Annotated in this window: 17 protein-coding genes; 9 read left to right on the top strand and 8 right to left on the bottom strand. The window is 47.3% G+C overall.

Annotated elements, in window-relative coordinates; genetic code table 11:
- Positions 1–65: 65 nt before the first annotated feature.
- The 4 genes from H065_RS0112430 to H065_RS0112415 all read left to right on the top strand — a co-directional run bounded on the left by H065_RS0112430 (position 66) and on the right by H065_RS0112415 (position 4,439).
- A complete protein-coding gene (locus H065_RS0112430; RefSeq protein ID WP_017813395.1) occupies positions 66–983 on the top strand; it encodes an SDR family NAD(P)-dependent oxidoreductase in 918 nt (305 codons plus the stop codon).
- Between the two features lie 517 nt (positions 984–1,500).
- Positions 1,501–2,388 (top strand): TIGR01777 family oxidoreductase, encoded by an 888-nt coding sequence (locus H065_RS0112425; RefSeq protein WP_017813394.1) that lies wholly within the window; start codon positions 1,501–1,503, stop codon positions 2,386–2,388.
- A 167-nt stretch (positions 2,389–2,555) separates the two neighbouring features.
- Positions 2,556–2,864, top strand: coding sequence for an ArsR/SmtB family transcription factor (locus tag H065_RS0112420; protein ID WP_017813393.1), 309 nt, complete (start codon positions 2,556–2,558; stop codon positions 2,862–2,864).
- A gap of 198 nt (positions 2,865–3,062) precedes the next feature.
- On the top strand, positions 3,063–4,439 hold the full coding sequence (locus H065_RS0112415; protein ID WP_017813392.1) for a hydroxysqualene dehydroxylase: 1,377 nt from the start codon (positions 3,063–3,065) through the stop codon (positions 4,437–4,439).
- A gap of 174 nt (positions 4,440–4,613) precedes the next feature.
- Here the strand turns inward: H065_RS0112415 and H065_RS0112410 are convergent, their stop codons facing one another.
- Both H065_RS0112410 and H065_RS0112405 read right to left on the bottom strand, forming a co-directional pair.
- Positions 4,614–5,927: a hemolysin family protein gene (locus H065_RS0112410; protein WP_017813391.1), complete on the bottom strand. Its 1,314-nt coding sequence runs from the start codon at positions 5,925–5,927 to the stop codon at positions 4,614–4,616.
- 252 nt (positions 5,928–6,179) lie between these two features.
- The gene (locus H065_RS0112405; protein ID WP_017813390.1) at positions 6,180–6,953 is read right to left on the bottom strand and encodes a TIM barrel protein; all 774 of its coding nucleotides are present in this window, start codon (positions 6,951–6,953) and stop codon (positions 6,180–6,182) included.
- A gap of 254 nt (positions 6,954–7,207) precedes the next feature.
- On the opposite strand from H065_RS0112405, the gene H065_RS25870 reads away from it, so the two are divergent.
- Complete coding sequence (locus tag H065_RS25870; RefSeq protein WP_017813389.1) at positions 7,208–9,877, top strand: DUF4084 domain-containing protein; 2,670 nt, start codon at positions 7,208–7,210, stop codon at positions 9,875–9,877.
- Positions 9,878–10,143: 266 nt separating this feature from the next.
- Here the strand turns inward: H065_RS25870 and ypfJ are convergent, their stop codons facing one another.
- A complete protein-coding gene (gene ypfJ, locus H065_RS0112395; RefSeq protein WP_017813388.1) occupies positions 10,144–10,995 on the bottom strand; it encodes a KPN_02809 family neutral zinc metallopeptidase in 852 nt (283 codons plus the stop codon).
- Between the two features lie 640 nt (positions 10,996–11,635).
- Between ypfJ and mdxK the strand changes: the two genes are divergently transcribed.
- The 4 genes from mdxK (at position 11,636) to H065_RS0112370 (ending at position 16,365) form a co-directional block, all read left to right on the top strand.
- Positions 11,636–13,969: a maltose phosphorylase MdxK gene (gene mdxK, locus H065_RS0112385; protein WP_017813386.1), complete on the top strand. Its 2,334-nt coding sequence runs from the start codon at positions 11,636–11,638 to the stop codon at positions 13,967–13,969.
- A complete protein-coding gene (gene pgmB / locus H065_RS0112380) occupies positions 13,969–14,655 on the top strand; it encodes a beta-phosphoglucomutase (RefSeq protein WP_017813385.1) in 687 nt (228 codons plus the stop codon). The genes mdxK and pgmB overlap by 1 nt, the downstream gene beginning before the upstream one ends.
- 347 nt (positions 14,656–15,002) lie before the next feature.
- On the top strand, positions 15,003–15,260 hold the full coding sequence (locus H065_RS0112375; protein WP_017813384.1) for a hypothetical protein: 258 nt from the start codon (positions 15,003–15,005) through the stop codon (positions 15,258–15,260).
- A 250-nt stretch (positions 15,261–15,510) separates the two neighbouring features.
- A complete protein-coding gene (locus tag H065_RS0112370) occupies positions 15,511–16,365 on the top strand; it encodes an alpha/beta fold hydrolase (RefSeq protein ID WP_017813383.1) in 855 nt (284 codons plus the stop codon).
- Between the two features lie 612 nt (positions 16,366–16,977).
- Here the strand turns inward: H065_RS0112370 and H065_RS0112365 are convergent.
- The 5 genes from H065_RS0112365 to H065_RS0112345 form a co-directional block, all read right to left on the bottom strand.
- A complete protein-coding gene (locus tag H065_RS0112365) occupies positions 16,978–17,808 on the bottom strand; it encodes an energy-coupling factor transporter transmembrane component T family protein (RefSeq protein WP_017813382.1) in 831 nt (276 codons plus the stop codon).
- On the bottom strand, positions 17,805–19,511 hold the full coding sequence (locus H065_RS0112360) for an ABC transporter ATP-binding protein (protein WP_017813381.1): 1,707 nt from the start codon (positions 19,509–19,511) through the stop codon (positions 17,805–17,807). Before H065_RS0112360 ends, H065_RS0112365 begins: the two co-directional genes overlap by 4 nt.
- A gap of 82 nt (positions 19,512–19,593) precedes the next feature.
- Positions 19,594–20,154, bottom strand: coding sequence for an ECF-type riboflavin transporter substrate-binding protein (locus tag H065_RS0112355; RefSeq protein ID WP_017813380.1), 561 nt, complete (start codon positions 20,152–20,154; stop codon positions 19,594–19,596).
- 244 nt (positions 20,155–20,398) lie between these two features.
- On the bottom strand, positions 20,399–21,736 hold the full coding sequence (locus H065_RS0112350; protein WP_152425888.1) for a hypothetical protein: 1,338 nt from the start codon (positions 21,734–21,736) through the stop codon (positions 20,399–20,401).
- A 253-nt stretch (positions 21,737–21,989) separates the two neighbouring features.
- Entirely contained in the window at positions 21,990–23,150 is a 1,161-nt protein-coding gene (locus tag H065_RS0112345; protein WP_017813378.1) for a hypothetical protein, read from the bottom strand.
- Positions 23,151–23,394 lie beyond the last annotated feature (244 nt).

Genomic DNA, 23,394 nt, shown 5'->3' with positions numbered 1-23,394 from the left:
GCTGCAAAGCTATGACTCCGGATAGGGCTTTATATTCTATTTTATCCCGAACAGGAGGAATACGTATGGCCAGCACAATTCCGCATGACCAGTTAACTGTCGTAATCACCGGTGCATCCAGTGGTATTGGTAAAGGGGTCGCCCAGCAGCTCGCTGCTGAAGGAGCCAATGTGGTTCTCGCCGCCCGCCGTACCGAGCTGATTGAACAAATGGCAGCCGAGATCGGTCCCAATGCTATCGCCGTCACAACCGATGTCGGCCGTGAAGAAGAGATTGCCCGTTTGTTCGATGCGGCGATGTCCGCTTTTGGCAAAATTGATGTATGGATCAATAATGCCGGTGTAGGCGCGATCGGTCCGTACACCGAGATTCCCACCTCGGATCTGACCCGTCTCGTCGAGACCAATGTGCTCGGAACAATGTACGGCAGCCACTATGCACTGCGTCAGTTCAAGCAGCAGGGACATGGAACGCTGATCAATCTGGGTTCGATTGTTAGCAAGGTACCTTTCCCGTATTACACTGCTTATGGAGCAACCAAGTTTGCTGTCGCCGGACTCAGCGCCGCGCTGTATCAGGAGATGCAGCTGGAAGACCAAAAGGATATTCATGTCTGTACTGTTCATCCATGGGCGACCGATACGCCATGGTTCGAACATAGTGGCAATTATACCGGTCACCGTGCCGAGATGAAGCCGATGGATGATCCGCAAAATGTCATCGACGCCATTATCGATCTGCTCGACCATCCTCAGGAGAATGTCGAAGTAGGTGTCAAGACCAAAGGAACTACCATTTCCAGCAATCTGATGCCTGGTCTGACCGAAAGCCTTAATGCCAAATATCTGCAAAAAGTAATCCAGAGCGCTCCACCCGCCGGCTCTACTTCAGGCAGTCTGCACCAGCCGATGCTGAGCGGTAAGGATGTAGATGGTGGTAACCGTGAACGGATGAAGCGTGAACCAAACCAGATGCCTGATTAAACGCAGCCTATCATTCAAGCTTGCAACCTCCTCGATCCAGGCTATATGCAGACAGAACCCCCTTCTTCATGAAGAAAGGGGGTTTTGCTGCGCCTTATGCTGCACCATTCGTCTACACTATTGTGCTCTCTATCTTCGTCTATTCGGAAATACATCGCTAAGTGCATGACAAAGCTTGCTTATAGATATAGAATAATATGGTACATCTAGAATAAAAAAGTAACTACATAGCCGGATCGGGAACGATGAACAATCCGATTGATCTTTCTGTATTCCGTATCATTTGCAGCGGAATACTTTCTTGATCCTTTATTTTCATACTGTAAAGTAACCTGAATAGTGATCCAAACCTGCTTTATTTTACGAATCACCTTTCGTAGCCTGCCTGCGTGGTTTATTAATATAGTGAACAACAGTTCTGTTTATTCGCTTTTATTTTAATTTTGAAATAATTATACCGGTTGGATCTGCGAGTAACTGGTTGAATTCACTATATTCCACGAAATGGGTTGATGCTATGTCTGGAAAAATTGTGCTTGCTGGCGGCACCGGATTTATTGGTCAATATTTTGAAGCCGAATTCCGCAAAATGGGTTATGAGGTTGTTATTATTTCCAGGCAGTCCGGTCATGTGCCCTGGAATCAGCAGTCTGACATTGTACAGGCACTGGAAGGTGCCGAAATGGTCATTAATCTGGCTGGCAAATCGGTCAACTGTCGTTATACGGAACGTAACAAGCGGGAAATTATGAATTCCAGGCTGGAGACGACACGCATTCTTGGAAACGCTATCCTCTCTTGCCAATCACCGCCTGCTCTCTGGTTTAACTCGAGCACCGCGACAATCTATCGCCATTCGGAAGATCATCCGATGACGGAATCGACAGGCGAGATAGGTACCGGTTTCTCTGTGGAAGTTGCCAAAGCCTGGGAACAGGCCTTTTTTGAATTCGAGCTGCCTCATACCCGGCAGATTGCTCTGCGGATTGCTATTGTACTGGGTCCGGGCGGCGGCGTAATGACACCGTATCAGAATCTGGTCCGCTATGGTCTTGGAGGCAAACAGGGCGACGGCAACCAGCGTTTTAGCTGGATCCATGTGGATGATCTGTTTCATATCATTCTGTTTCTTCAGGAGCATACCCAGCTGGATGGTGTATTCAACTGCTCGTCTCCATCGTCAGTTACCAATCACGAGCTGATGGCTGCTCTGCGGCAAGCCATGGGACGCAAGATAGGACTTCCTGCACCGCGCTGGATGCTGGAACTCGGCGCCCGAATGATTGGGACCGAGACCGAACTGGTGCTCAAGAGCCGCTGGGTGGTTCCCAACCGACTGATCAAGGAAGGCTATATGTTCCGCTATGGTAGGCTGGAGAGAACCCTGCAGGATATTCTGCAATAACACAATTTACGCGTACAATCTCACTGTTAGCCGCATTTATGCCTGGTTGACTCACCTATATCACTATGCTATATTCCACAGTAACTTTACAGTATGCGAGCTTGTTGATCTATTCACTGGCTGCAGAGCAAGCTGGGCCAAATTTAACTACTAACGGGAGATTTTCAATGAACCAATCTTACTTGGATGCCAATAATATGGGGAAAACGACGCGATTTCTGAATGGTCTGAGTGACCCGATGAGATTGCAGATTCTGTCTCTTCTCGGTAAGAAAGGCAGAATGAATGTAGGAGAGATTTCCTCCAATTTCAAAATCAGCCGTCCGGCTATCTCGCATCATCTTCGTATTTTGAAAGATGCCGGAATCGTACAATATGAGAAGAGCGGACAGGAAGTATATTACTGGATGGATCAGGATTATATCGTCTATCATCTGCGCAATCTGGCGAACGAGATGAGTTCCTTTTCCAAATAATCCGGCAGCGGCAGCTGTGTCAGGAGAAATACGGCTTCTTTTCCCACCATTAATCCTCTACGAAAAGCCTGCATCCAGATGCAGGTCTTTTTGTCTATTCACGTGAACTTCGTCTATACAGCACTTCATTCCATCTCTTCGGGCAATCAAATGTCTGATTCTGGTTAATAACATACTAAACACAACCAAGGTGGGTGAATGATCGTGCTACATACCAATCAGGAAACATCAGACCAACCAACATCAGATAAACCAACTATTATTATTGGATCGGGACTGGCCGGACTGAGCTGTGCATTCGAGCTCGCGGATCAGGGCAAAAAAGTCATCGTACTGGAGGCTGCTCCCTATATTGGTGGACGGACAGCCAACTGGAATGAGCACGGCATGGGCGTCGAATCCGGCTTCCACAAATTCATCGGCTATTACGTTGCGCTGCCGGAACTGCTGGAACGCGCAGGGATCGTGCTGGACGAGATTGTGCACTGGGAGACAACAACCAATATCCGTCATCCGGAGGCAGAAGGCACCTTCGGTCTGGATCTGCTGAAGGCTCCGCTCAAAACACTGGCCGGTGCTCTGGGCAACAATGATCTGCTGTCTCCACTCGACAAGGCTTCGCTCGCTCCTTTCTTTGCGGCAGGATTCAAGGATTATCTGGCGAATCCGGAAGAGCTGGATGAGATACCGGTCAAAGAATATGCCAAAAAGCACGGTGTAACCGACAAAGCGCTGGAGCGTCTGATCGAGCCGTTATCCTCCGGCATTTTCTTCCTGCCGATTGAACAATATTCAACCTATGCGTTCTTTGGACTGTTCGCTCCGGCAATTCCTCGTCCGCATCTCATTCGTATTGGTGCATTCAAGGGCGGTATGACCGAGGTGATGACCGAACCGCTTAGCCGGGCGATTGAGGAGCGTGGTGGGCAGGTCATGACAGGCAAGCCGGTTGCTCAATTGCTTGTAGAGGAAGGCGCCGTGACCGGTGTTCAGTTGGAAGACGGTACTCGCATGGAAGCCGAACAGGTCGTAGTTGCGACCAATGTGCGCCGCTCGCAGATGCTGGTCGGTGAGCATTTCAGCGAGCAGGAGTGGTGCCGGAACTTCCTGGCACTGGAGATCATGCCTTATGTTACCGCCCAGTTCGAAGCTACCGAGAAGCTTGCCGGAGCGGATCATACGAACTTTGGACCGGGGACCCAGCTGGGATCGTTCAGCGAGCAGTCACGTACGACGTTCCAGCGTCCCACAGGACGAGCATCGATTATCCTCGTCGATCCCGACAAACTGATCGACCTGCCGGATGAAGAAGTATGGGAATTGACCCGTAACTCGCTGCATGCAGTGGATCTGCCCAATGTGGATACGATGACCCAATATCGCATCATCCGTGGCAAAGAGAACTTTTACCGGTTATCTGCCGGCAATGAGAAACATCGTCCGCAGCAGGTAACTCCGGTACCCGGCCTGTTCCTCGCCGGAGATTATACCAAGCAACCGCTGCTGGCCACCATGGAAGGTGCGGTTATCTCCGGTCAGCGGGCGGCGCGCGGTGTACTCAAGGGTCATAAATAAACGAGTTCGAATCGAAATCCAGGCAAATAATCCTTTACGCTTCTTGTTGCAGCTGATAAATTAGCAGAATAAATCGCCATTCTTGGCGAATTCTAAATATGTAAGGTGTTATTTTAATAAAAGGCAGCCATCTTTTAAGAGGATGGCTGCCTTTTTCAATTGCTGCTCTGGAAATTATTTCAAAGAAGAAGTCGGTAACCGCTGCACACGTACCCTGTTGATCCGCTGCCTGCCGACTTCCTCGACCTTGTAGCGAAAATGCTCATATTCAAACTCCGGCTTCTCACTCCGAGTCGGTATCCGTCCAAGCGTTCCGATCACGAATCCGCTCAGCGTATCGTAATCCTCCAGCGGCAGTTCGGCAGGAACGACTCTGCGCACTTCATCCAGACGTGCCGATCCCGGGAAAATATAAGTGCTCTCGTCAATCTGCTCATAATCAGTCTCATCCATATCATACTCATCATAGATGTTGCCGATCACCTCTTCGATCAGATCCTCAATCGTCACAATACCGGCGGTACCGCCATACTCATCCACTACGATTGCCATGTGTATACGGTTCTGCTGCATCTCTTCCAGCAGGGTGTCTCCGCGCTGATGCTCGGATACAAAATAAGGTGGTCGCATAAATGCACGTACATCCCACGACCGGGCGCCGTCATGAACGAGATAACCGATCATATCCTTGACGTGCAGCATACCGATCACATTATCGATATGACCTTCATATACCGGATAACGGGTATACTTTTCCGCAGTTGCCAGTGCAATCGCATCGTCCCGGCTAATATCTACCGGAATTGCAGCCACATCGGTCCTTGGCGTCATCACATCGGCAGCGTCCTTGTTATCCAGTTCAAATACATTATTGATAATGATGCGCTCATTCGCCTGAATCGTCCCGCGCTCCAGCCCGGTATCAATCATCATCCGGATTTCTTCCTCGGACGCCTCCTCATCTTCTGCATTCGGATCGACACCAAACAGCCGCACAGTCATATTGGTTGAGAACGTCAACAGTTTGACAAAGGGTGCTACCACTTTGGACAATACATGCAGCGGACTGGCAGCCAACATGGCGATCGATTCCGCCTTTTTCATAGCCAGCCGCTTGGGGACCAGCTCACCGAATACCAGGGTAAAGTAGGACAACACCAGTGTAATCACAATCACCGAAGCGGTAGACAGCACATTACGCGGAATCTCGATGCCGCGAGCGACCAGATAATCTACCAACACTGTCGCAAACGTATCTGCAGCAAATGCACTCGCCAGAAAGCCCGCGAGCGTAATCCCGATCTGGATCGTAGCGAGAAAGCCGCTCGGCTCCGAAGTCAGCTTGTGAATAATGGCTGCTTTTTTATTACCATTCTCGGCCATAATGCGAATCTTGTTATCATTTACCGTAATCAGTGCAATCTCCGATGCCGCAAAAAACGCATTGATCAGAATCAGTACAATCAACACCACAATCTCAAAGCCCAAAAAATCTGCACCTCCTGTAAAATAGAAAAGGCCCGCTGGCTCTGATCGGTCATGCTGTATCAAGCGTGTCCCTTTATTGGTATAGTAACCGAATTGGTGTCTACAGAAGCTATGAATATTTCACATTAGTGACAAAATGGCGAAAAATGCATGAGCAATAAAATATAGCAAATGAAGCAAACAAAAAGCAGACCTCCTGTGACCGGAAGTCTGCTTGTTTTATAGTGATGCCTTATAGGATGATATAGGGGTTCAGAGGGTATCAAAATAACGCGCACTTTCTACCATCGGCGTACAGTCGATATGTCCGCCATTCAGATTGATTTCGAAAATATAGTCCTTGCCGTTCACCAGCTTCTTGACCATCTGCCAATCAATTTTGCCCTGACCAAGCGGCAGTGAGTCATGATATTCTCCCATACTGTCCACCAGATGATAATACTGCGCATAGGGCGCTGTCCGTTCCAACACGTCGCGCAGACGTTCGTTATCTCCGCGGAAGCTGATAAAGGTATGGCTGACATCGACGTTAACCGGCAGCTGCAGTGGAATGATTACTTCATCAATCAAATAAGGGTTGGCATAACAGAACAGCCCGTCGGTCGAATCTTCCCACAGTAGCACATCCCGTCCATAGACCAGTATCTTCTCGATCTCTGCTTTCATCAGCAGGGTGCGCTCCCGCGTAATTTCGGGGTTCTCGCTTTTGACGTAATTGGCATGAATTACGCATTTGGCACCTTCCTCCTGGCAGATGGCTACCAGACGTTCCGTTGATTCCTGATAATATCGATAGCGATCCGGGTCCGGGCTCAGAATATCCAGGAATTTGCCGTTATATCGGGTCGGATGATGCAGATAGACACGAATACCGCGCTCCCGTAGTTCACGAATCCGCGAGCGAATCAGATCGCTCTGCTCCAGATCATCCACGCTCAGGAAAAATTCGATAATCTCCGGTTCATACTGCAGACGGTCATCCAGACTTTCCCGATCCAGACTGCTTTTTAGACGCATATTATTCATACTTCCACTCCTCTGTATCTTTCTGTAAATGGAACCAAATCAGCAGGTCTCTTCTAATCATATAATACACAATTACGCATTCCCAATCCCGCCTCATCAATATGCATTTAAATCGTCATTTAAACACCTTACCTATTCAGTTACTTAGCTTTTATTCCGTTATATAGAATAAGGACTTTTTGACTATATAGAGAAATAGTTTATATGCAAACTCTGGTCGAAAAACCGGATGCGAACACTAAGGAGTTTTGGAAATGAGATTCAATAAGCTGGTTGCTGCCACCCTACTCATCATCATATATATCGTATTATATTACGGCTGGATATTGCTCTGGAGAGATAACGATGTCGTTCTAAACTGGGGCAGTGATTTGCTCACTATACTAGCCGGTATCACAGCCGTGGTATGGCTGCTAAGCGCTTTTCGACGCGGACAAAAGTCCTGCCGTCCGTTATGGCTTCTGATGGCACTCAGCTGTCTGAGCAGTGTAATAGCAAATACGATCTGGTTCTATCATGAATCCATCCTGGGATCCGGATTTCCATTTCCGAGCGCTGCCGATATTTTTTATATTCTGCAGCCGCTGCTTTATTTATCGGCATTCTTTTATCAAATCTCGCGCAGGTTGCGAACTTATGGGATTGTAAGGTTTGTATTTGATATTGCCATCGTCATGACAGTCGCCATCTGTCTGAGCTGGCAGTATATACTCCAGCCGATTTTGGACACTCCGGGTATCCCTCCGTTGACCTTTGGAATTGCTCTAGCTTACCCCCTCGGTGATCTGGTACTTCTAATGGCTGCACTGGGCATATATTTCGGCTTTCGTACCATTTGGCCAGAACGGCTGTTATTAATTTTATTTGTGGGAATGCTGACGCAGATTATTGGCGACTGCCTATTTTCTGTTTCGATTTTCACCCAAGATATCAACTGGAGTATCTGGTCCAACCCTTGTTTCGGTCTGAGCCTGCTGCTGATTGGCATGACAGGTATCATCTATAACAAATCATTACTGAAATCACAGATGGAGCCGATGATCCCCCTGCCGGTCGAATCCATAGAAAAGCCGGACTGGATACGAATCCTGCTGCCGTATATTACAGTGATCATTCTTTTTATCGTCATGGTCATCGATGATGGTAGCCTTAACATCATTACGCTCGGCTCCGGGATCTCAATCCTGCTGGTCGTGATTAGGCAGCTGCTTATCATTCAGGAGAATCGTTCCCTTATCCTGAATTTGTCCGAGAAAACAGATGAGCTGGAGACCAGTGAGCAGCAGTACCGCTCTTTGTTCCGTTATCATCCGGATGCGGTCTGCTCGCTGGATCTGCACGGAAATATTATGACTCTCAACGATTCTGCTTCCCGGATGCTTGGGTACAGCGAGGATGAACTGCACCTGCTGACGAATATCACCTTTATTCCAGAGCAATACAGAGAGACCGCGCGCGTTCATTTCCAACAGTCATGGAAAGGCCAGCCGCAGAGCTACGAGATTTGTCTGCAAGATCGGGCTGGACGGCTGATTCAGGTGCAAATGACCAATATTCCAATTATGGTCCGTGGACGTACGGTAGGTGCCTTTGCCATTGCCAATAACATTACAGAGAAAAAGAACAATGAAGAGCGTATCCATTATCTGGCATATCATGATCCACTGACAGGTGTCTACAACCGGGCAGCCTATGATGATAATCTGAAAAGCATGGCTTCCCACCCTGATATCCACCGGTTTGCTGTTTTCTTCATTGATCTGGACCGGTTCAAGCATGTGAACGATACCCTGGGACATGATGTAGGCGACCAGCTGCTGCTCTCCGTATCCGGAAGACTGACTGCCCAGATGCCGGAAGGCAGTGTTATTGCCCGTAGAGGCGGAGATGAGTTCACACTTATTCTGCCGATAGTGGGGAATAATGATTTGATTACCACGACAGCACAGCATTTGCTGGAATCCCTGCAGCTTCCCCATTACATTGATTCACACAAAATTATCTGCTCGCCCAGCATCGGCATCGCGATTTACCCGGATCATTCCGACGATCCGGCTATACTGGTCCAAAAAGCTGACCGAGCCATGTATCAGGTCAAGGTCAACGGCAAAGCACATTATCTGATTTACGACGATAATGACGAGAAAATCACTCGTAAATTGCTGCTTGAGCAAAGTATAAGCACCGCTCTGGATAATAACGAACTGCTGCTGCATTACCAATCCCAGGTAGATGCCTCCTCCGGTAGAGTGATTGGGGTCGAAGCATTGCTGCGCTGGCATCATCCGAAGCTCGGAATGATCGGACCACTGGAGTTTATTCCCGTCGCCGAAGATACCGGCAGCATACTATCTATTGGACGCTGGGTGCTGCTGGAGGCCTGCTACCAAGCCAAGGCATGGGCCGATCAGGGACACTATATCAAAATGGGTGTGAATCTGTCGCCGCGTCAGTTCCAGCAGGGCAATCTGGCGGATACGGTAGCCGAAGTGCTGCGCGAAACCGGTCTGGACCCGAGTTATCTCGATCTGGAGATTACCGAGTCGATTGCGATGAGCCATATCCATAATGTTATCCCGCAGCTGCATGCACTGAAAAGTCTGGGTGTCTCTATTTCTATTGATGATTTTGGAACCGGATATTCTTCTTTGTCTTATCTCGCCAGCTTCCCGATCGACAAGCTGAAGATCGCCCGCGAATTCATTAGCAAGATCAATGAAAAGGATAGCCACTCCATTATTGCCTCTATTATCAATCTGGCATATGGACTGAATCTCAATATTATCGCAGAAGGCGTCGAAGACCGGCAGCAGGCAGATATTCTCAAAGGCATTGACTGCTATGAAATGCAGGGCTATCTGTTCAGCAAACCGGTAACCGCTTCGGAGATCGAGAAGACTTTCCAGCAGGATCATCTGCACTAGCAGGTTGCAGGTGGAGTGCTACACCAAGCCAACCCGAGTAGCATAAAAAGCAAACCAATATATCCAGCTGCCGAACAAATAATCAATGAGTTTGCTTCATTTACTGCTTTCTCCCGTAGCTACATGAACATCACTCTTATCCATGCATACACAGCATCATCTATATACAGCCAAAAGGCTTGCCCACTCCAGACGGAGAAGGCAAGCCTTTTGGCTGTGCTTCTATTACGTATATATATCCCTGATCGCTTGCTATCCATAACAGCTTACAAACTGCCATCGCTCACACTGAATGTGTCTCCACCCTGAATCGTTCCCGACTCAAATCCTTTGTAGAACCAGCGCTTGCGCTGTTCGGAAGTACCATGGGTAAAGCTGTCCGGCACCACATAACCCTGTGCACGCTGCTGGATCGTATCATCCCCGACAGCACTCGCAGCCGTTAGTGCTTCCTCCAGATCGCCCTGTTCCAGCAAGTTCTTGCCCTGTTCATAATGAGCCCATACTCCCGCATAATAATCGGCCTGCAGCTCGATTCGTACCTGGTATTTGGTATTGAATTCCTTTTCGCTCAGACGCTGACGGTATGGTTCAATCTTGTCCATTGTACCCAGCAGTGTCTGTACATGATGACCAACCTCATGGGCAACCACATAAGCCATCGCAAAATCACCGGGTGCCTGGAATTGCTGCTTCAATTCATCATAGAAGCTCAGATCAATATATAATTTCTGGTCACCGGGACAATAGAACGGTCCCACCGCCGAACTTGCTGTACCACAGGCAGACTGTACACTGCCGCTGTAGATAACCAGCTCCGGATTCTTGTAGGTGAGTCCCTGCTGCTTGAACACATCGCTCCATACATCCTCTGTATCCGCCAGTACGACCGAGACAAAGTCGACCAGCTCTTCTTCCTGAGAAGTACCTTGATAATTGCCAACGGTCTGCGTTCCGCTGGAGGTCATATTATTGATTAGACTGGAAGGATTACCACCCAGCAGCATCACGATAATAATGACGATGATCCCGCCAATGCCGCCTCCCACAATCGTCTTGCCGCCTCTGCCGCGACGGTCTTCCACATTCGTACTTGCTCGTCTACCCTGCCATTTCATGCTGCAACCCCCTGCTTTTTTCATTCTTCGTTTGGCTTCATTTTTTTATTTTATATGGGCAAGCTTCATATATGCCTGGCACCTATATATATCTGACGCTAATATCTTGTACCCATAATCGGGAAAATCGCCTACATTTGCTGTGAATCCGGTATACCTTTTGACAGCTGCATGCTAATAAATGAATGAAAATCCGCGCGGGATGCTTGCAAGTATTCGGGCTGTATCCATCTCTATAAAATTTAATTCTGTTAAATGCAGAATTCCGGTTTAATTTCTGCCTAACAGCCTTAATGAATATTACAGTATTTAATTACAAAAATTGCTACTAATTCCTTCCTCCATTTATCCTAATACTTTCCCAACCTATTCCCTACTTTATAAAACAAGAAGATGCATATACGCCCGCTATCAGCCCAAAAAGGAGACTATAAGTCAGCCCTTTTCGATTCTGTAAAATGCCTTTATTATCGGGACTGAATACGCTATCAAAAAAGGTACTAGCGGGGCAAATGGTAATCATGTATAATGAGTCTCAAATCCAGCTTGATGGCCAGGGCTTTTTTTTCGGCGCTTTAGGCAAACGTTTGCACAATAGTCACCAGCTGTACCCAACTCTCCAGGAAATGAGTGATTTCTCATGAAAAGATTGTTTGATATTCACCCGTGGAAAATTGTTGAACACGAACTGCATACGGAAGAATTCCGCCTTGCAGAAAGTATGATGAGCCTTGGTAACGGTCACATGGGCATGCGCGGTAATTTCGAAGAGAATTACAGTGGCGATATGCACCGCGGCTCCTATGTCGCCGGCGTCTGGTTCCCGGACAAGACCCGTGTTGGCTGGTGGAAGAACGGCTATCCGCATTATTTTGGTAAAGTAATCAATTCCATCAACTATATCGGTATCCGCCTGCTGCTGGATGGCGAAGAGGTGGATCTGAGCCAGTCCAAGCTCAAAAACTACTACCGTGAACTCGATATGCAGCAGGGCGTGCTATCCCGCGAATTTACTATTATTCACGGGGACAAGGAAACCCGTATCCAGACCTCCCGCTTCCTCTCGGTTGCCGAACAGGAACTGGCGGTTATCAAGTATGCGGTCACTCCTGTGAACTACAGCGGCGAAGTTACCCTGATCCCTTATCTGGACGGCGATATCCGCAACGAAGATTCCAACTATGACGAAGATTTCTGGGTCGAAATCGATAAATCCGCCAGTGAGCGGAATGGTCATCTGGTGATGCAGACCAAGGAGAATTCCTTTGGTACACCGACCTTCCAGATTGCTGCTTCCATGCGACTTGATGTAGTAGGCGGTACATCGACAGTCTCCTACGCTTCCCGAGAAGAATATGTAGAGAATACGGTGACTTTCCAGGCAGAACAGGGACAGACAATGACGTTGTACAAATACATCGCTCTGACCACCGACCGTGATCATCCGCGCGGCACGCTGCCGGAGAACGGCGAAGCTGTACTGAATCGTGCTGCCGATCAGGGATACGAAGCACTGCTTACCGCTCATGCCCAAGGATGGAGCAAACGCTGGGAAATGGCGGACGTAGCGATTGAAGGCGATGACGAAGCCCAGCAGGGTATCCGCTTCAATCTGTTCCAGCTGTTCTCTACCTATTATGGTGAAGATGCCCGTCTAAACATCGGCCCCAAAGGATTCACCGGCGAGAAATACGGCGGCGCTACCTACTGGGATACAGAAGCGTATGCACTACCGCTCTATCTGTCTACAGCCAAGCCTGAGGTTGCCCGTAATCTCTGTATTTATCGTCATAACCAGCTGGACGGCGCCTATCATAACGCCCAGCAGCAAGGTCTGCAGGGTGCACTGTATCCGATGGTTACCTTTACCGGCGTAGAGTGCCATAACGAGTGGGAGATTACTTTTGAAGAGATTCACCGTAATAGTGCGATCGCCTATGCGGTATACAATTATGTGAACTATACCGGCGACCGTGACTATCTGCACCAGTACGGTCTGGATGTACTGACAGGCATTTCCCGCTTCTGGGCAGATCGCGTCCACTATAGCAAGCGTCAGGGACAGTACATGATCCATGGCGTCACCGGTCCGAATGAGTACGAGAACAATGTTAACAACAACTGGTACACCAACCGGATCTCGGCGTGGACACTGGAATATACTATTGAAGTGGTGCGTGAACTGAAAGCATCCGAACACGCTGAAGCAGTATCCAAGCTGGATATTACCGATGAAGAGCTGGCCAAATGGCAGCATATCGTCGATAACATGTACCTGCCTTACGACGAAGAACTAGGCGTATTCGTTCAGCATGATACATTCCTGGACAAGGATCTGATGAGCGCTGCCGACCTCGACGCAGCAGATCGCCCGATCAATCAGAAATGGTCATGGGACAAAATCCTGCGCAGCTGCTTTATCAAACAAGCAGACGTACTGCAGGGTCTGTATTTCCTGAACGACCAATATACGGCGGAAGAAAAGCGCCGCAACTTTGAGTTCTACGAGCCGATGACGGTTCATGAATCTTCCCTGTCTCCTTGTATCCACAGCATTCTGGCTGCGGAACTGGGTATGGAAGAAAAAGCATACGAGATGTACAATCGGACTGCACGTCTGGATCTGGACAACTATAACAACGATACCGAAGATGGTCTGCATATCACGAGCATGACCGGATCATGGCTCGGGATTGTACAGGGATTTGCCGGTATGCGCACTGCCAATGAGACACTGAGCTTTGCTCCATTTATCCCGCAGGCTTGGGATCGTTACAGCTTCAATATCGTGTACCGTGATCACTTTATCAAAGTGGAAGTATCCCGCGAGCTGGTACAGCTGACCCAGGAAGGTCCGGAACTGTCACTGCAGCTGTACGGTGAGAAGATCACCCTGCCGGCAGACGGCAAGCATACGGTACCCGTACTCAAAAAAGAAAAAGCGGCCGAGGTGCTGGTAGGAGGCGAAGCCTGATGCGTCCGGAACTGCAAGCCGTTATCTTCGACCTCGACGGTGTCGTGACAGACACCGCCGAGTATCACTACCTCGCGTGGAAGGCACTCGGCGAAAGCATCGGTGTTCCTTTTACCCGCGAGTTCAACGAGGAACTGAAAGGCGTATCCCGTATGGATTCGCTCAATAAGATCCTCGCGCTGGGCGGCAAGGAAAACAGCTATTCTGATGAAGAGAAGCTGGAGCTCGCCAAGCAAAAGAACGATCACTATGTAGAGCTGATCAAGCAGGTGACGCCGGATGATGTACTCCCGGGCATCCGCGAGCTAATTGCGGATATCCATGCAAAAGGTCTCAAGATCGGACTCGCTTCGGTTAGCAAAAATGCCTTTTCCGTTATGGATTCGCTGCAGCTGCGCGATTCGTTCGATACCATCGTCGACGCTGCCAAGATCCGCAACTCCAAGCCTGACCCGGAGATCTTCCTCAAAGCTGCCGAGCAGCTCGGAGTTGATCCCGCTGCCTGCCTTGGTATCGAAGATGCAGCCGCAGGCGTTACGTCGATCAAGGGCGCAGGCATGTTCGCAGTTGGTGTTGGAGACAGCACAACGCTGGCTGAAGCGGATATTGTGTACGCAAGTACAGCTGAGCTGTCGCTGGACAAGCTGCTGGTGCAGTATCAGCGTACGGCTGTAGAGCAGATGTAAGATTTAATTAATGTGAATAAAGTAAGTAGAAATAGATAAGAATAATCGATTTGAATAAAAGAAGCCGCCTTTTCCATGGGATTGTGAAAAGGCGGCTTCTTGATATGCTATGTATTTATAGGCTGGAGTTCACTACAATTTACCATAATCTAGCCCCATCTCACTATATCCATTTTACCAATTTCAGTAAAATGCCGGAATTTTGTTAAATTACCTGTTCACGTATGATACGGTGAATATAGAAGCAGCACAGGTATCTACACTAGATTGAACACGTTTTTTCTTAAAACGTATTTGATTCATTACTCCCTAGCCTGCTGCTTACACTATGATAAAGGAGACTGTCTATGGATAACACTACTCTGGTCATTGCATGCTTGGTACTGGCACTCGTATCCCTGGCAATGAATAACTTCTTCAATGCCCGCCGTTTAAATCAACTGGAAGATTCCTTGTATGAAGCTCATCGGGACAGCCCGGAAGTCCAAGCCTTTATTAAGGAAGATCTTAACAAACTGCCGTATATCGAAGCGATCAAACAGGTTCGCAGCCGCTACGGTTTATCTCTTAAACATGCCAAAACCGTTGTCGATCAGTATAAATAAGCTTTCGATCAGTCTGGAATGCTAAAAAGGTACTTCTTCAGTCCAGAGAAGAAGTACCTTTTTTATGATCAAATTACTGTATAGCAAATCTCTGTCTCTATTTCTTTCTCCTCATCGTTTGCTTAGAAACTAAAGTGTTTAATGTATACACAACCGTTAAAAGAGAAATGTAATTCGCTTACATTTTCATATAATTCGTATACAGTTTGGCACTGCGACGGTAAAACATTCAGACATGGAGGCAATACGTATGGGCAAATATATTCAGGTAGAAGACGGCGTAAAACTTTTTGTACAAGACCTTGGTGAAGGCATTCCAGTCATTTTCCTGCACGGCTGGCCCTCGAATCATCTAATGTTTGAATATCAGTTCTCCCGACTTCCACTGGATGGATATCGTTGTATCGGAATTGATTTCCGCGGCTTTGGCAAATCGGATGCACCATGGGAAGGTTATACATATGACCGCATGGCTGATGATCTGCGTGCAGTCATTGACGAACTGCAGCTCGAAAATGCTGTACTGGTCGGATTCTCCATGGGAGGCGCAGTCGCTATTCGCTATATGGCCCGTCACCAGGGACATGGAATCGCCCAGCTGGCTCTGGCGGGTGCAGCAGCACCTCTATTTACCAAACGCGAAGACTTCGACCATGGCATGGACCCGGATACTGTAACTTCGCATCTGATCGAAGCGACATACAAGGACCGTCCAAAAATGCTTAGCAAATTCAGTCTGGACTTCACTCATTCCAAAACCAAAGCCGGCATGATGGTATGGCTGGAATCCCTCTGTCTTCAGGCCTCTCATCACGCTACCATCAAAGCCGCTATCGCTCTGCGCGATGAAGATCTGCGCGGCGACCTGTCTGCGGTGACGGTTCCAACCGTCATTTTCCACGGAACCAAGGACAAAATCTGTCCCCCGGACCTGGCTCAGCTACTCAGTGAATCGATCACGGATGCACGTGTAGTACTATTTGAACACAGTGGACATGCGATGATGTTCGACGAAATGGACAAGTTCAACAAAGAGCTGCTGCTGTTCCTGAACCAGATGGCTGCTGCCAACCAGATTCCGCGTCCGGCCAGCCAGAACCTCTAGGCAGGATACAGCATCGGCATAACGAATATTGCTTTGATTCTTTAATATAGACAAACAAGCCAGCCGTTTATTGATGACGGCTGGCTTGTTTTTTCTTGAGTGAATAGTTATTTCTATTTATGAAGATAGATGGATGCTGTCATACATCTGGAATAGGCTGTATATCTGGAGCGAGTTGTACATCCTTTTTAACAACTTGCTTTTGATAACCTGATGACTGCTATCTCCATTCAATCCTGCGACAGGATTATCATCCTACTCTAGCTGCTTCATATTGGTATGTCGATCGTTTACTCTTTACTCTTTACTCTTTACTCTTTACTCTTTACTCTTTACTCTTTACTCTTTACTCTTTACTCTTTACTCTTTACTCTTTACTCTTTACTCTTTACTCTTTACTCTTTACTCTTTACTCTTTACTCTTTACTCTTTACTCTTTACTCTTTACTCTTTACTCTTTACTCTTTACTCTTTACTCTTTACTCTTTACTCTTTACTCTTTACTCTTTACTCTTTACTCTTTACTCTTTACTCTTTACTCTTTACTCTTTACTCTTTACTCTTTACTCTTTACTCTTTACTCTTTACTCTTTACTCTTTACTCTTTACTCTTTACTGAAAAATATTATAAAATCTCGATCCGTCTGCAAAAGTAACCGCAAAGCTCACCACCGCTACCACGATCACCAGCGTCAGCGCCATATAATCCCCTTTTTGGAAAGGACGACTCTTGTACCAGGTACGTTTGTTTTTGCGTCCAAATCCGCGCAGCTCCATCGCTGTGCTGATCTTCTCGATGCGATCCACACTGGTCAGGATCAGCGGCATCAGGATCGATACTACATTTTTGAGGCGTTTACCCAGCTTCTCCTTGCGCGAAATATCGATACCCCGCGCCTGGGCAGAGAACGCAATATTCTGAAAATCCTGCTGCACATCCGGAATATACCGCAGCGCGATTGCCACCGAATAGGCAATTTTGTAACTGACCCCGATCCGGTTCAGCGATGAAGCGAACTCACTTGGGTCGGTCACTAGCAGGAACAGCAGAGCAATCGGGATCACAACCGCATATTTGAGGGCGACATTGAACTGGTAAAATAGCTGCTCCCAGGTCAGTGTATACCGTCCGGTAATATGCACAATATCATGCTGCGATCCGTACAACTCCACCCCATACAGCGGCGAGAACAGGAAGATCGCCACCTGATTGATCGCAAAGAATACCAGGATCAGATACAGCACAAAGGAATACTGCTGGAACGGCACACGGGACATCCGGAAAATGACCAGACTCAGCACCAGCATTACCAGCAGGCAGCGGGTATCGTAAATAATCATCGCGGTCAGCGCCCAAAGAATAAAGAAAATCAGCTTGGTCACACCGGTGAGGCGGTGAATCGGCGTATTCAGATTCGTATAGGATAACATCTGTGTACTCATGCCTGCCGTGTCCCCCTGTCGTATGCGATAAATCGGCTCACCAGCTCGGATGGTTCGCCGACACCGGAGCGCTGGGCGAGTTCATGCAGTGAGGTGGTCTTGAGATGGGCAGCCGCTACGATGGCTTCATCGCTCAGTACACGTGCAGGTATATCATCTGCAATCTTGCGTCCTTCGGACAGTACAATCGTACGCTGTCCATATTCCATCATCAGATACATATCATGGGTAATCATCATAATGGTGATTCCCTGCGCATTCAGTTCCATCAGGAACTCCATCATTTCATTGTAATGGCGGTAGTCCTGTCCGGCAGTCGGTTCATCGAGGATCAGAATCTCCGGCCGTAGCACGAGGATAGAAGCGATGGTTACACGCTTTTTCTGTCCGTAACTGAGTGCGGAGACCGGCCAGCTGCGGAACGGATACAGTCCGCATACCTGCAGCACATCATGAACACGCTGTTGGATTTCTTCCTCCAGTACACCGCGTGTACGCAGTCCCAATGCCACCTCGTCATAGATCAGCGGCTTGGACAGCATATGGTTCGGATTCTGCATCACAAAACCGATTTTGTCCGCCCGTTCCTTGATCGTATCCTTGGCCAAATTACGTCCGTTCAGCAGAATCTGTCCCGAAGTGGGACGATAGAATCCGCAGATCAGCTTGGAAATGGTGGATTTGCCGGCTCCGTTGCGTCCAGCGATACAGATCATCTCGCCCTGTCGAACCGTAAGGGAGACATCATGCAGCACAGGACTGCTTTTACTGTAGCCAAACGATACACTTTGCAGCTCCAGGACCGGTTCGGCAGCAGAGACAGACACATCTCCTTGCTGCCTGTCATACCATTCATTTAGCACAGGAATGCATGTATCCAGCTGGATGCTGTCAATATGCTGCGGCTGCATCTCCGGTGTAATGGTACAGCCGGCATAACGGAGTGCATTCAGATAAAGAGGTTCCCGGATACCCGTCTCGCGCAGCAGCCCCGAGCAGAGCAGCTCGGCAGGTGTCATATCCGCAGCGATTCTGCCGTCATTAACGACAACGATCCGGTCGACATGACGGTGCAGCATATCTTCCAGCCGGTGCTCGATAATGACCACAGTACGCCCGGTTTCCCGGTGAATACGATCGATCAGATCGACGGTCATACGACCGGTATACGGGTCCAGACTGGCCAGCGGCTCGTCAAACAGCAGGATGTCCGCTTCGCTCACCAGCACCCCGGCGAGCGTCGTTTTCTGCTTTTGCCCACCAGAGAGAGAGTGCGGCGATGCCTCCAGAAAAGCAGCGAATTCCACCGTCTCGGCTGCTCCGGTTACCCGCCGGATCATCTCTGCCTGCGGTACGGTATCGTTTTCCAGCTTAAAGGCAATATCCTCGGCAACCGTCAGCCCGACGAACTGTCCGTCCGGGTCCTGCAGCACCGTTCCCACACGATCGGATAATTCGGCGATGCCCAGTTCGCGTGACTCCTGTCCGCCAATCTGCAGCGATCCGCTGATCTCTCCCTGGTAAAAGAACGGGATTAGTCCGTTCATGCAGTGGGACAATGTACTCTTACCCGAACCGGACGGACCTACGATGAGCACTTTCTCCCCTTCATAGATGGTCAGATTAATATGATGAAGTGTGGGCTCCGATTGAGCCCTGTACTGAAAGCTGAAGTCCTGAAATTGTATTACAGGTTTTCTCATGTTTGCCCTTCCTTCCTGTCCCTGTTCAATAGAAAAAGCCGGTGAGACTCACCGGCCTGAACTGTGTAATTCGTATATACGATTAAGCTTCGCGTGAAAGACTGCCGCGCTTGGTGCGTGTTTTGGAATAAGCGATCGCCAGCAGTGTACCGAGAACGGCTACAGTCACGATGTTGGAGATAGCAGCGACCACACCTTGTGTAAATACTTTACTCGCTGGCTCGGAATAGATCAGAATATCCAATACAGGAGCCACGACGATCCATGCAATGATATTGGCTACGATCTGGGCGAGATTAAAACGCAGGATGCCGCCTTTGCCGAATTCTCCGTCATGAATATGGATACGTCTTGTCATCAAGCCAATCAGAAGCCCTACTACAGCGGAAGCGATGACCCAGCTGAACCATGGCTGTCCGTAGAAAATGGCATCCTTGAGCGTATGTCCGATCAGTCCGATCAATAGACCGGCAATCGGTCCGTATAACAACGCAAACAAAGCCAATAACGCGTAAGTTGTCTCAATATTTGTATTGGGTATACCTGTTGGAATAGAACCAAACCGCCCCAAAATGATAAACAATGCAGAACCGATACCGATTGCTACGATTGTTTTTACGGATAGCCCGTTTGTTCTTGCCATCCTCTAACCCCACTTTCAATTATAAAATAACATACGTGACTGAATAATATGTACGTTCTGTACGATTATACAATCCAATGTTAGGAAATACTATAGTTTTGTAAGGGGAAAGAAGCGATTTTAACGATTTTTTTGTTATTTTCATTATGGGATTTTGTTGATCACTGCTTGGAATTACATTAAATGGAGGATCATCCGTTATTCAGAAATGAATTCAGTCTATCCGTCTTCCTCACGCTTTCTGTTATGGAAGAAGTTTCAGGTTCAAATCCGTTCCCTGCTTATTCAGCTCTGCCTCGATACCGATTCTGTCATCAGCGGTAATAATAAGACTGTGATTATGCTGTTCTATCAGAAGCTGATTTGTCGAATATTTTGGATTATAAATGATCGCTTCATTATCTGTTCTCTCCACCGTCCATTCGCTGGTAGTGGGTAGAAGAACGTGCAGAGCTTGCTTTGTCCATGCTCCGAAATCAAGCTGCCATACAGCAGCAAATACGGGTTCTGGGGAATACAACGACACATATCCACCTAGAAGAAGCGTTGTTCCTGAACCGGAACTTTGCACGATTCCTTCTCTTACCCGTTCGGCTCCGCCGTCGATTAGCAGCTGTGCATGTAGCTGCCCATGTTCATCCTTCCACTGTATATATACATATTCACTTTCTAACTCCCCATTTATTTCCACAGGTGCATGATAGCTTATTATCCGTATATTCTGTTCATTATTATTTATCATGACCGGAGTCGTCAGAGTCAGATTAGCTGATAATAGAGGATCTGACTTGTCTTTATTCCAAACCAGACTATCATCATTTTGCAACCAATTAATTAACAAAGAAGAGAATCTTTCTATTGTCTCAGATCTGGTGTCCTGATTATTCCGAGAATCATTAATTATCTTCAGCTGTTCCTCCAAATCGGATACCGCTATATCTTCCGTCGTCGGCTTGGCTGTATACGCTGCAGATCCAGATTGTACAGCGCTGCCCTCACCTGTAGGTATAGTCGTGTCTGGCTGTTTTGTACACTGCTGCCACAAATTCGCTTGAGTCCGCCATTTTGCAGGGATGCTACATAACTGGACTTCATATTCGGCATGATCGCCAAGTGCATGAATGACCGGAATACTGAACCCGAGCTTGTCCTCGTGAATATACAAAGATAGAGAAAGCTCATAGTATTGCTCGGCATTGGTGGAATCAGGATCAGTGAGCATACGTATCAGTTCCTGCCGATCTATGATCTCACCTAGCGTTGGCTGTTCTGTCTGCAACGCCTTGGGATTTTGGGCTAGCAGCCAATCTTCCAGTGACTCGTCTGCATGCAGTATGTCCGATAATCCCATTCCCTCTTTTTTCTTCATGTCGATATTGGCTGTATAAAATAGATTGTTTGGATAAGCGCCATTATCGATGGAGAGAATGCCCGCATATTGTACGCTGAGAAGACCTATTTCTGTTTGGGTGTTCAGTGTATAGTCCACATCCATATGAGCGGTGCTGGTGTTATCGATATTATATGGAAGAACAGAGAGCGCCTGTTCTTTGAGCAGTCTGTTCAGCTGCTGCTCTTTCATTGTGTCTGCCATCTGATCAATCTGGGGATAGCGAATCGTTATGTCCCCCTGATGGTACGTATGACTGGTTATCAGATATGCTCCAGTTTGAGCACCAGCTGTTGTTGTAGGGGCTATCTTCTCGGATTCAGATTGTATGTTTTCCGGTTGGTTAACTGCCGAGCTACAGCCTGTAATACAGCATAGGGTTAATATGGCAATTGCTATTGTTCGATACATGAATTTACCTGGCCATTTCTGCTTGATGCGTTATTTAGTTGACTTCTATATGCTGCTCACTCGCGTATTGAATGATTTCATTCAAACTATGATTGTATCCACGACTGTTTAGTTCTTGATCCAGCCATGGGACAAAGGTAAACATCTTGTCCTGCTTTTGAAAATAAATGCTGGCAATCGACAAAGTAACTTTGCTCGCATTGTCTTTCTTATAGCTGGCAAGGATAATGATGTCTTTGCGCCCGTCTCCGTTCATATCTCGAAAATCCACTGCCCGAATACGGTCAAGCTGTCCGAGATAGTTTCCATAGAAATCTGCTAATCTGTATTTCATACGCTTTTCCTGTCTATCTGTAATAAAGAAGGCTGCCTGTTTTTTGCCTTCGATAGTATAGTGGGCAGATACAAATCTGGAGTTCTGCCAGCCAGACATCGGCAAATCAAAAGATTGATTGGCAATCAGGGTATATTCAGCCTTTTCACTCCATGGCTCTCCTTGCAGTCGGATATCCTGTTCCTCTGGATCAATCAGAGGGTCACCTGCATAATCAACAAAAATATTATTAACCTTTTTCCGCTGCTCGTCCAGACTGACACTCATATATAGCTGTCCCCATGAATAAATCTGATTAGTATTATCATAGCTTGTAGGGTGTCCATACAGCTCATACAATCGATCTATGGAATCGCTTACTTTTAGTCCTCTTTTTGTCTGAATACCAGGAGATTCTATACTAATAGCTGCAAGACTCTCTTTTTCTGTATTCATATTTGTTTGTATAATGAAGCGAATTTGGGGTTGATGATAATCAGGATAGGACAAGTTCCATCTTCGATAATCTCCCTTGCTGTTTATAAACCCTTTATTATTATCCTCATAGCCTTCTCCATAACCCAAACGTTTAATAATTGTTTGAATATCGGTATCTTTATGAATTACTTCCTGCTTGTACGTAATATCGAAATCCTTCTGCTGTAATTTTTTTATTTGATGCTTTTCCGAAGAAGAGATTTTTGAAATGTATGTATTTAATGATTGTTCTTCCTTGTCTTCAATCTTTGCTTGGTGACTACTATTGACTTCGGCTTTTGATTCCAAATCCCCCACTTTATGCAATTCATGCGGAGTACACGAGGTAAGCGTAACGGAAGCCAAGATAGACAATAAAATCAGATTTCGTTTGCGTAAAAACATATAAATCCTCTTTTCTAAGTTTCAGTCTTTACTTGATGGGTTTCGAGTAACTTCTTTACATACTAATCTGTACTTTCATACAGTTTTTACCTCCTGTTCATGATTACACCATGTTCCATTATAAATTATATTACTCATATGTCATTAGTTACCCACTACTCTTTTCACTATCATAATTATGCAAATCTATACTTTCTCCACTTAAAATGAACCTTATTCCTCTCCCGTTTGTTATACATATAAA

The organism is Paenibacillus shenyangensis, assembly GCF_000346635.1.
In the GTDB taxonomy this organism is placed as follows: domain Bacteria; phylum Bacillota; class Bacilli; order Paenibacillales; family Paenibacillaceae; genus Saccharibacillus; species Saccharibacillus dauci.
The sequence above is the reverse complement of the archived record's forward strand: the minus strand, read 5'-3'. Positions and strand labels throughout refer to the sequence as shown.

What these genes read in the sequence shown, in the direction of transcription:
- H065_RS0112430 (WP_017813395.1), top strand. Translation starts at nt 66, where the DNA reads ATGGCCAGCACAATTCCGCATGACCAGTTAACTGTCGTAATCACCGGT.
- H065_RS0112425 (WP_017813394.1), top strand. Translation starts at nt 1,501, where the DNA reads ATGTCTGGAAAAATTGTGCTTGCTGGCGGCACCGGATTTATTGGTCAA.
- H065_RS0112420 (WP_017813393.1), top strand. Translation starts at nt 2,556, where the DNA reads ATGAACCAATCTTACTTGGATGCCAATAATATGGGGAAAACGACGCGA.
- H065_RS0112415 (WP_017813392.1), top strand. Translation starts at nt 3,063, where the DNA reads ATGATCGTGCTACATACCAATCAGGAAACATCAGACCAACCAACATCA.
- H065_RS0112405 (WP_017813390.1), bottom strand. Translation starts at nt 6,953, where the DNA reads ATGAATAATATGCGTCTAAAAAGCAGTCTGGATCGGGAAAGTCTGGAT.
- H065_RS25870 (WP_017813389.1), top strand. Translation starts at nt 7,208, where the DNA reads ATGAGATTCAATAAGCTGGTTGCTGCCACCCTACTCATCATCATATAT.
- ypfJ (WP_017813388.1), bottom strand. Translation starts at nt 10,995, where the DNA reads ATGAAATGGCAGGGTAGACGAGCAAGTACGAATGTGGAAGACCGTCGC.
- mdxK (WP_017813386.1), top strand. Translation starts at nt 11,636, where the DNA reads ATGAAAAGATTGTTTGATATTCACCCGTGGAAAATTGTTGAACACGAA.
- pgmB (WP_017813385.1), top strand. Translation starts at nt 13,969, where the DNA reads ATGCGTCCGGAACTGCAAGCCGTTATCTTCGACCTCGACGGTGTCGTG.
- H065_RS0112375 (WP_017813384.1), top strand. Translation starts at nt 15,003, where the DNA reads ATGGATAACACTACTCTGGTCATTGCATGCTTGGTACTGGCACTCGTA.
- H065_RS0112370 (WP_017813383.1), top strand. Translation starts at nt 15,511, where the DNA reads ATGGGCAAATATATTCAGGTAGAAGACGGCGTAAAACTTTTTGTACAA.
- H065_RS0112365 (WP_017813382.1), bottom strand. Translation starts at nt 17,808, where the DNA reads ATGAGTACACAGATGTTATCCTATACGAATCTGAATACGCCGATTCAC.
- H065_RS0112360 (WP_017813381.1), bottom strand. Translation starts at nt 19,511, where the DNA reads ATGAGAAAACCTGTAATACAATTTCAGGACTTCAGCTTTCAGTACAGG.
- H065_RS0112355 (WP_017813380.1), bottom strand. Translation starts at nt 20,154, where the DNA reads ATGGCAAGAACAAACGGGCTATCCGTAAAAACAATCGTAGCAATCGGT.
- H065_RS0112350 (WP_152425888.1), bottom strand. Translation starts at nt 21,736, where the DNA reads ATGAAAGAGCAGCAGCTGAACAGACTGCTCAAAGAACAGGCGCTCTCT.
- H065_RS0112345 (WP_017813378.1), bottom strand. Translation starts at nt 23,150, where the DNA reads ATGTTTTTACGCAAACGAAATCTGATTTTATTGTCTATCTTGGCTTCC.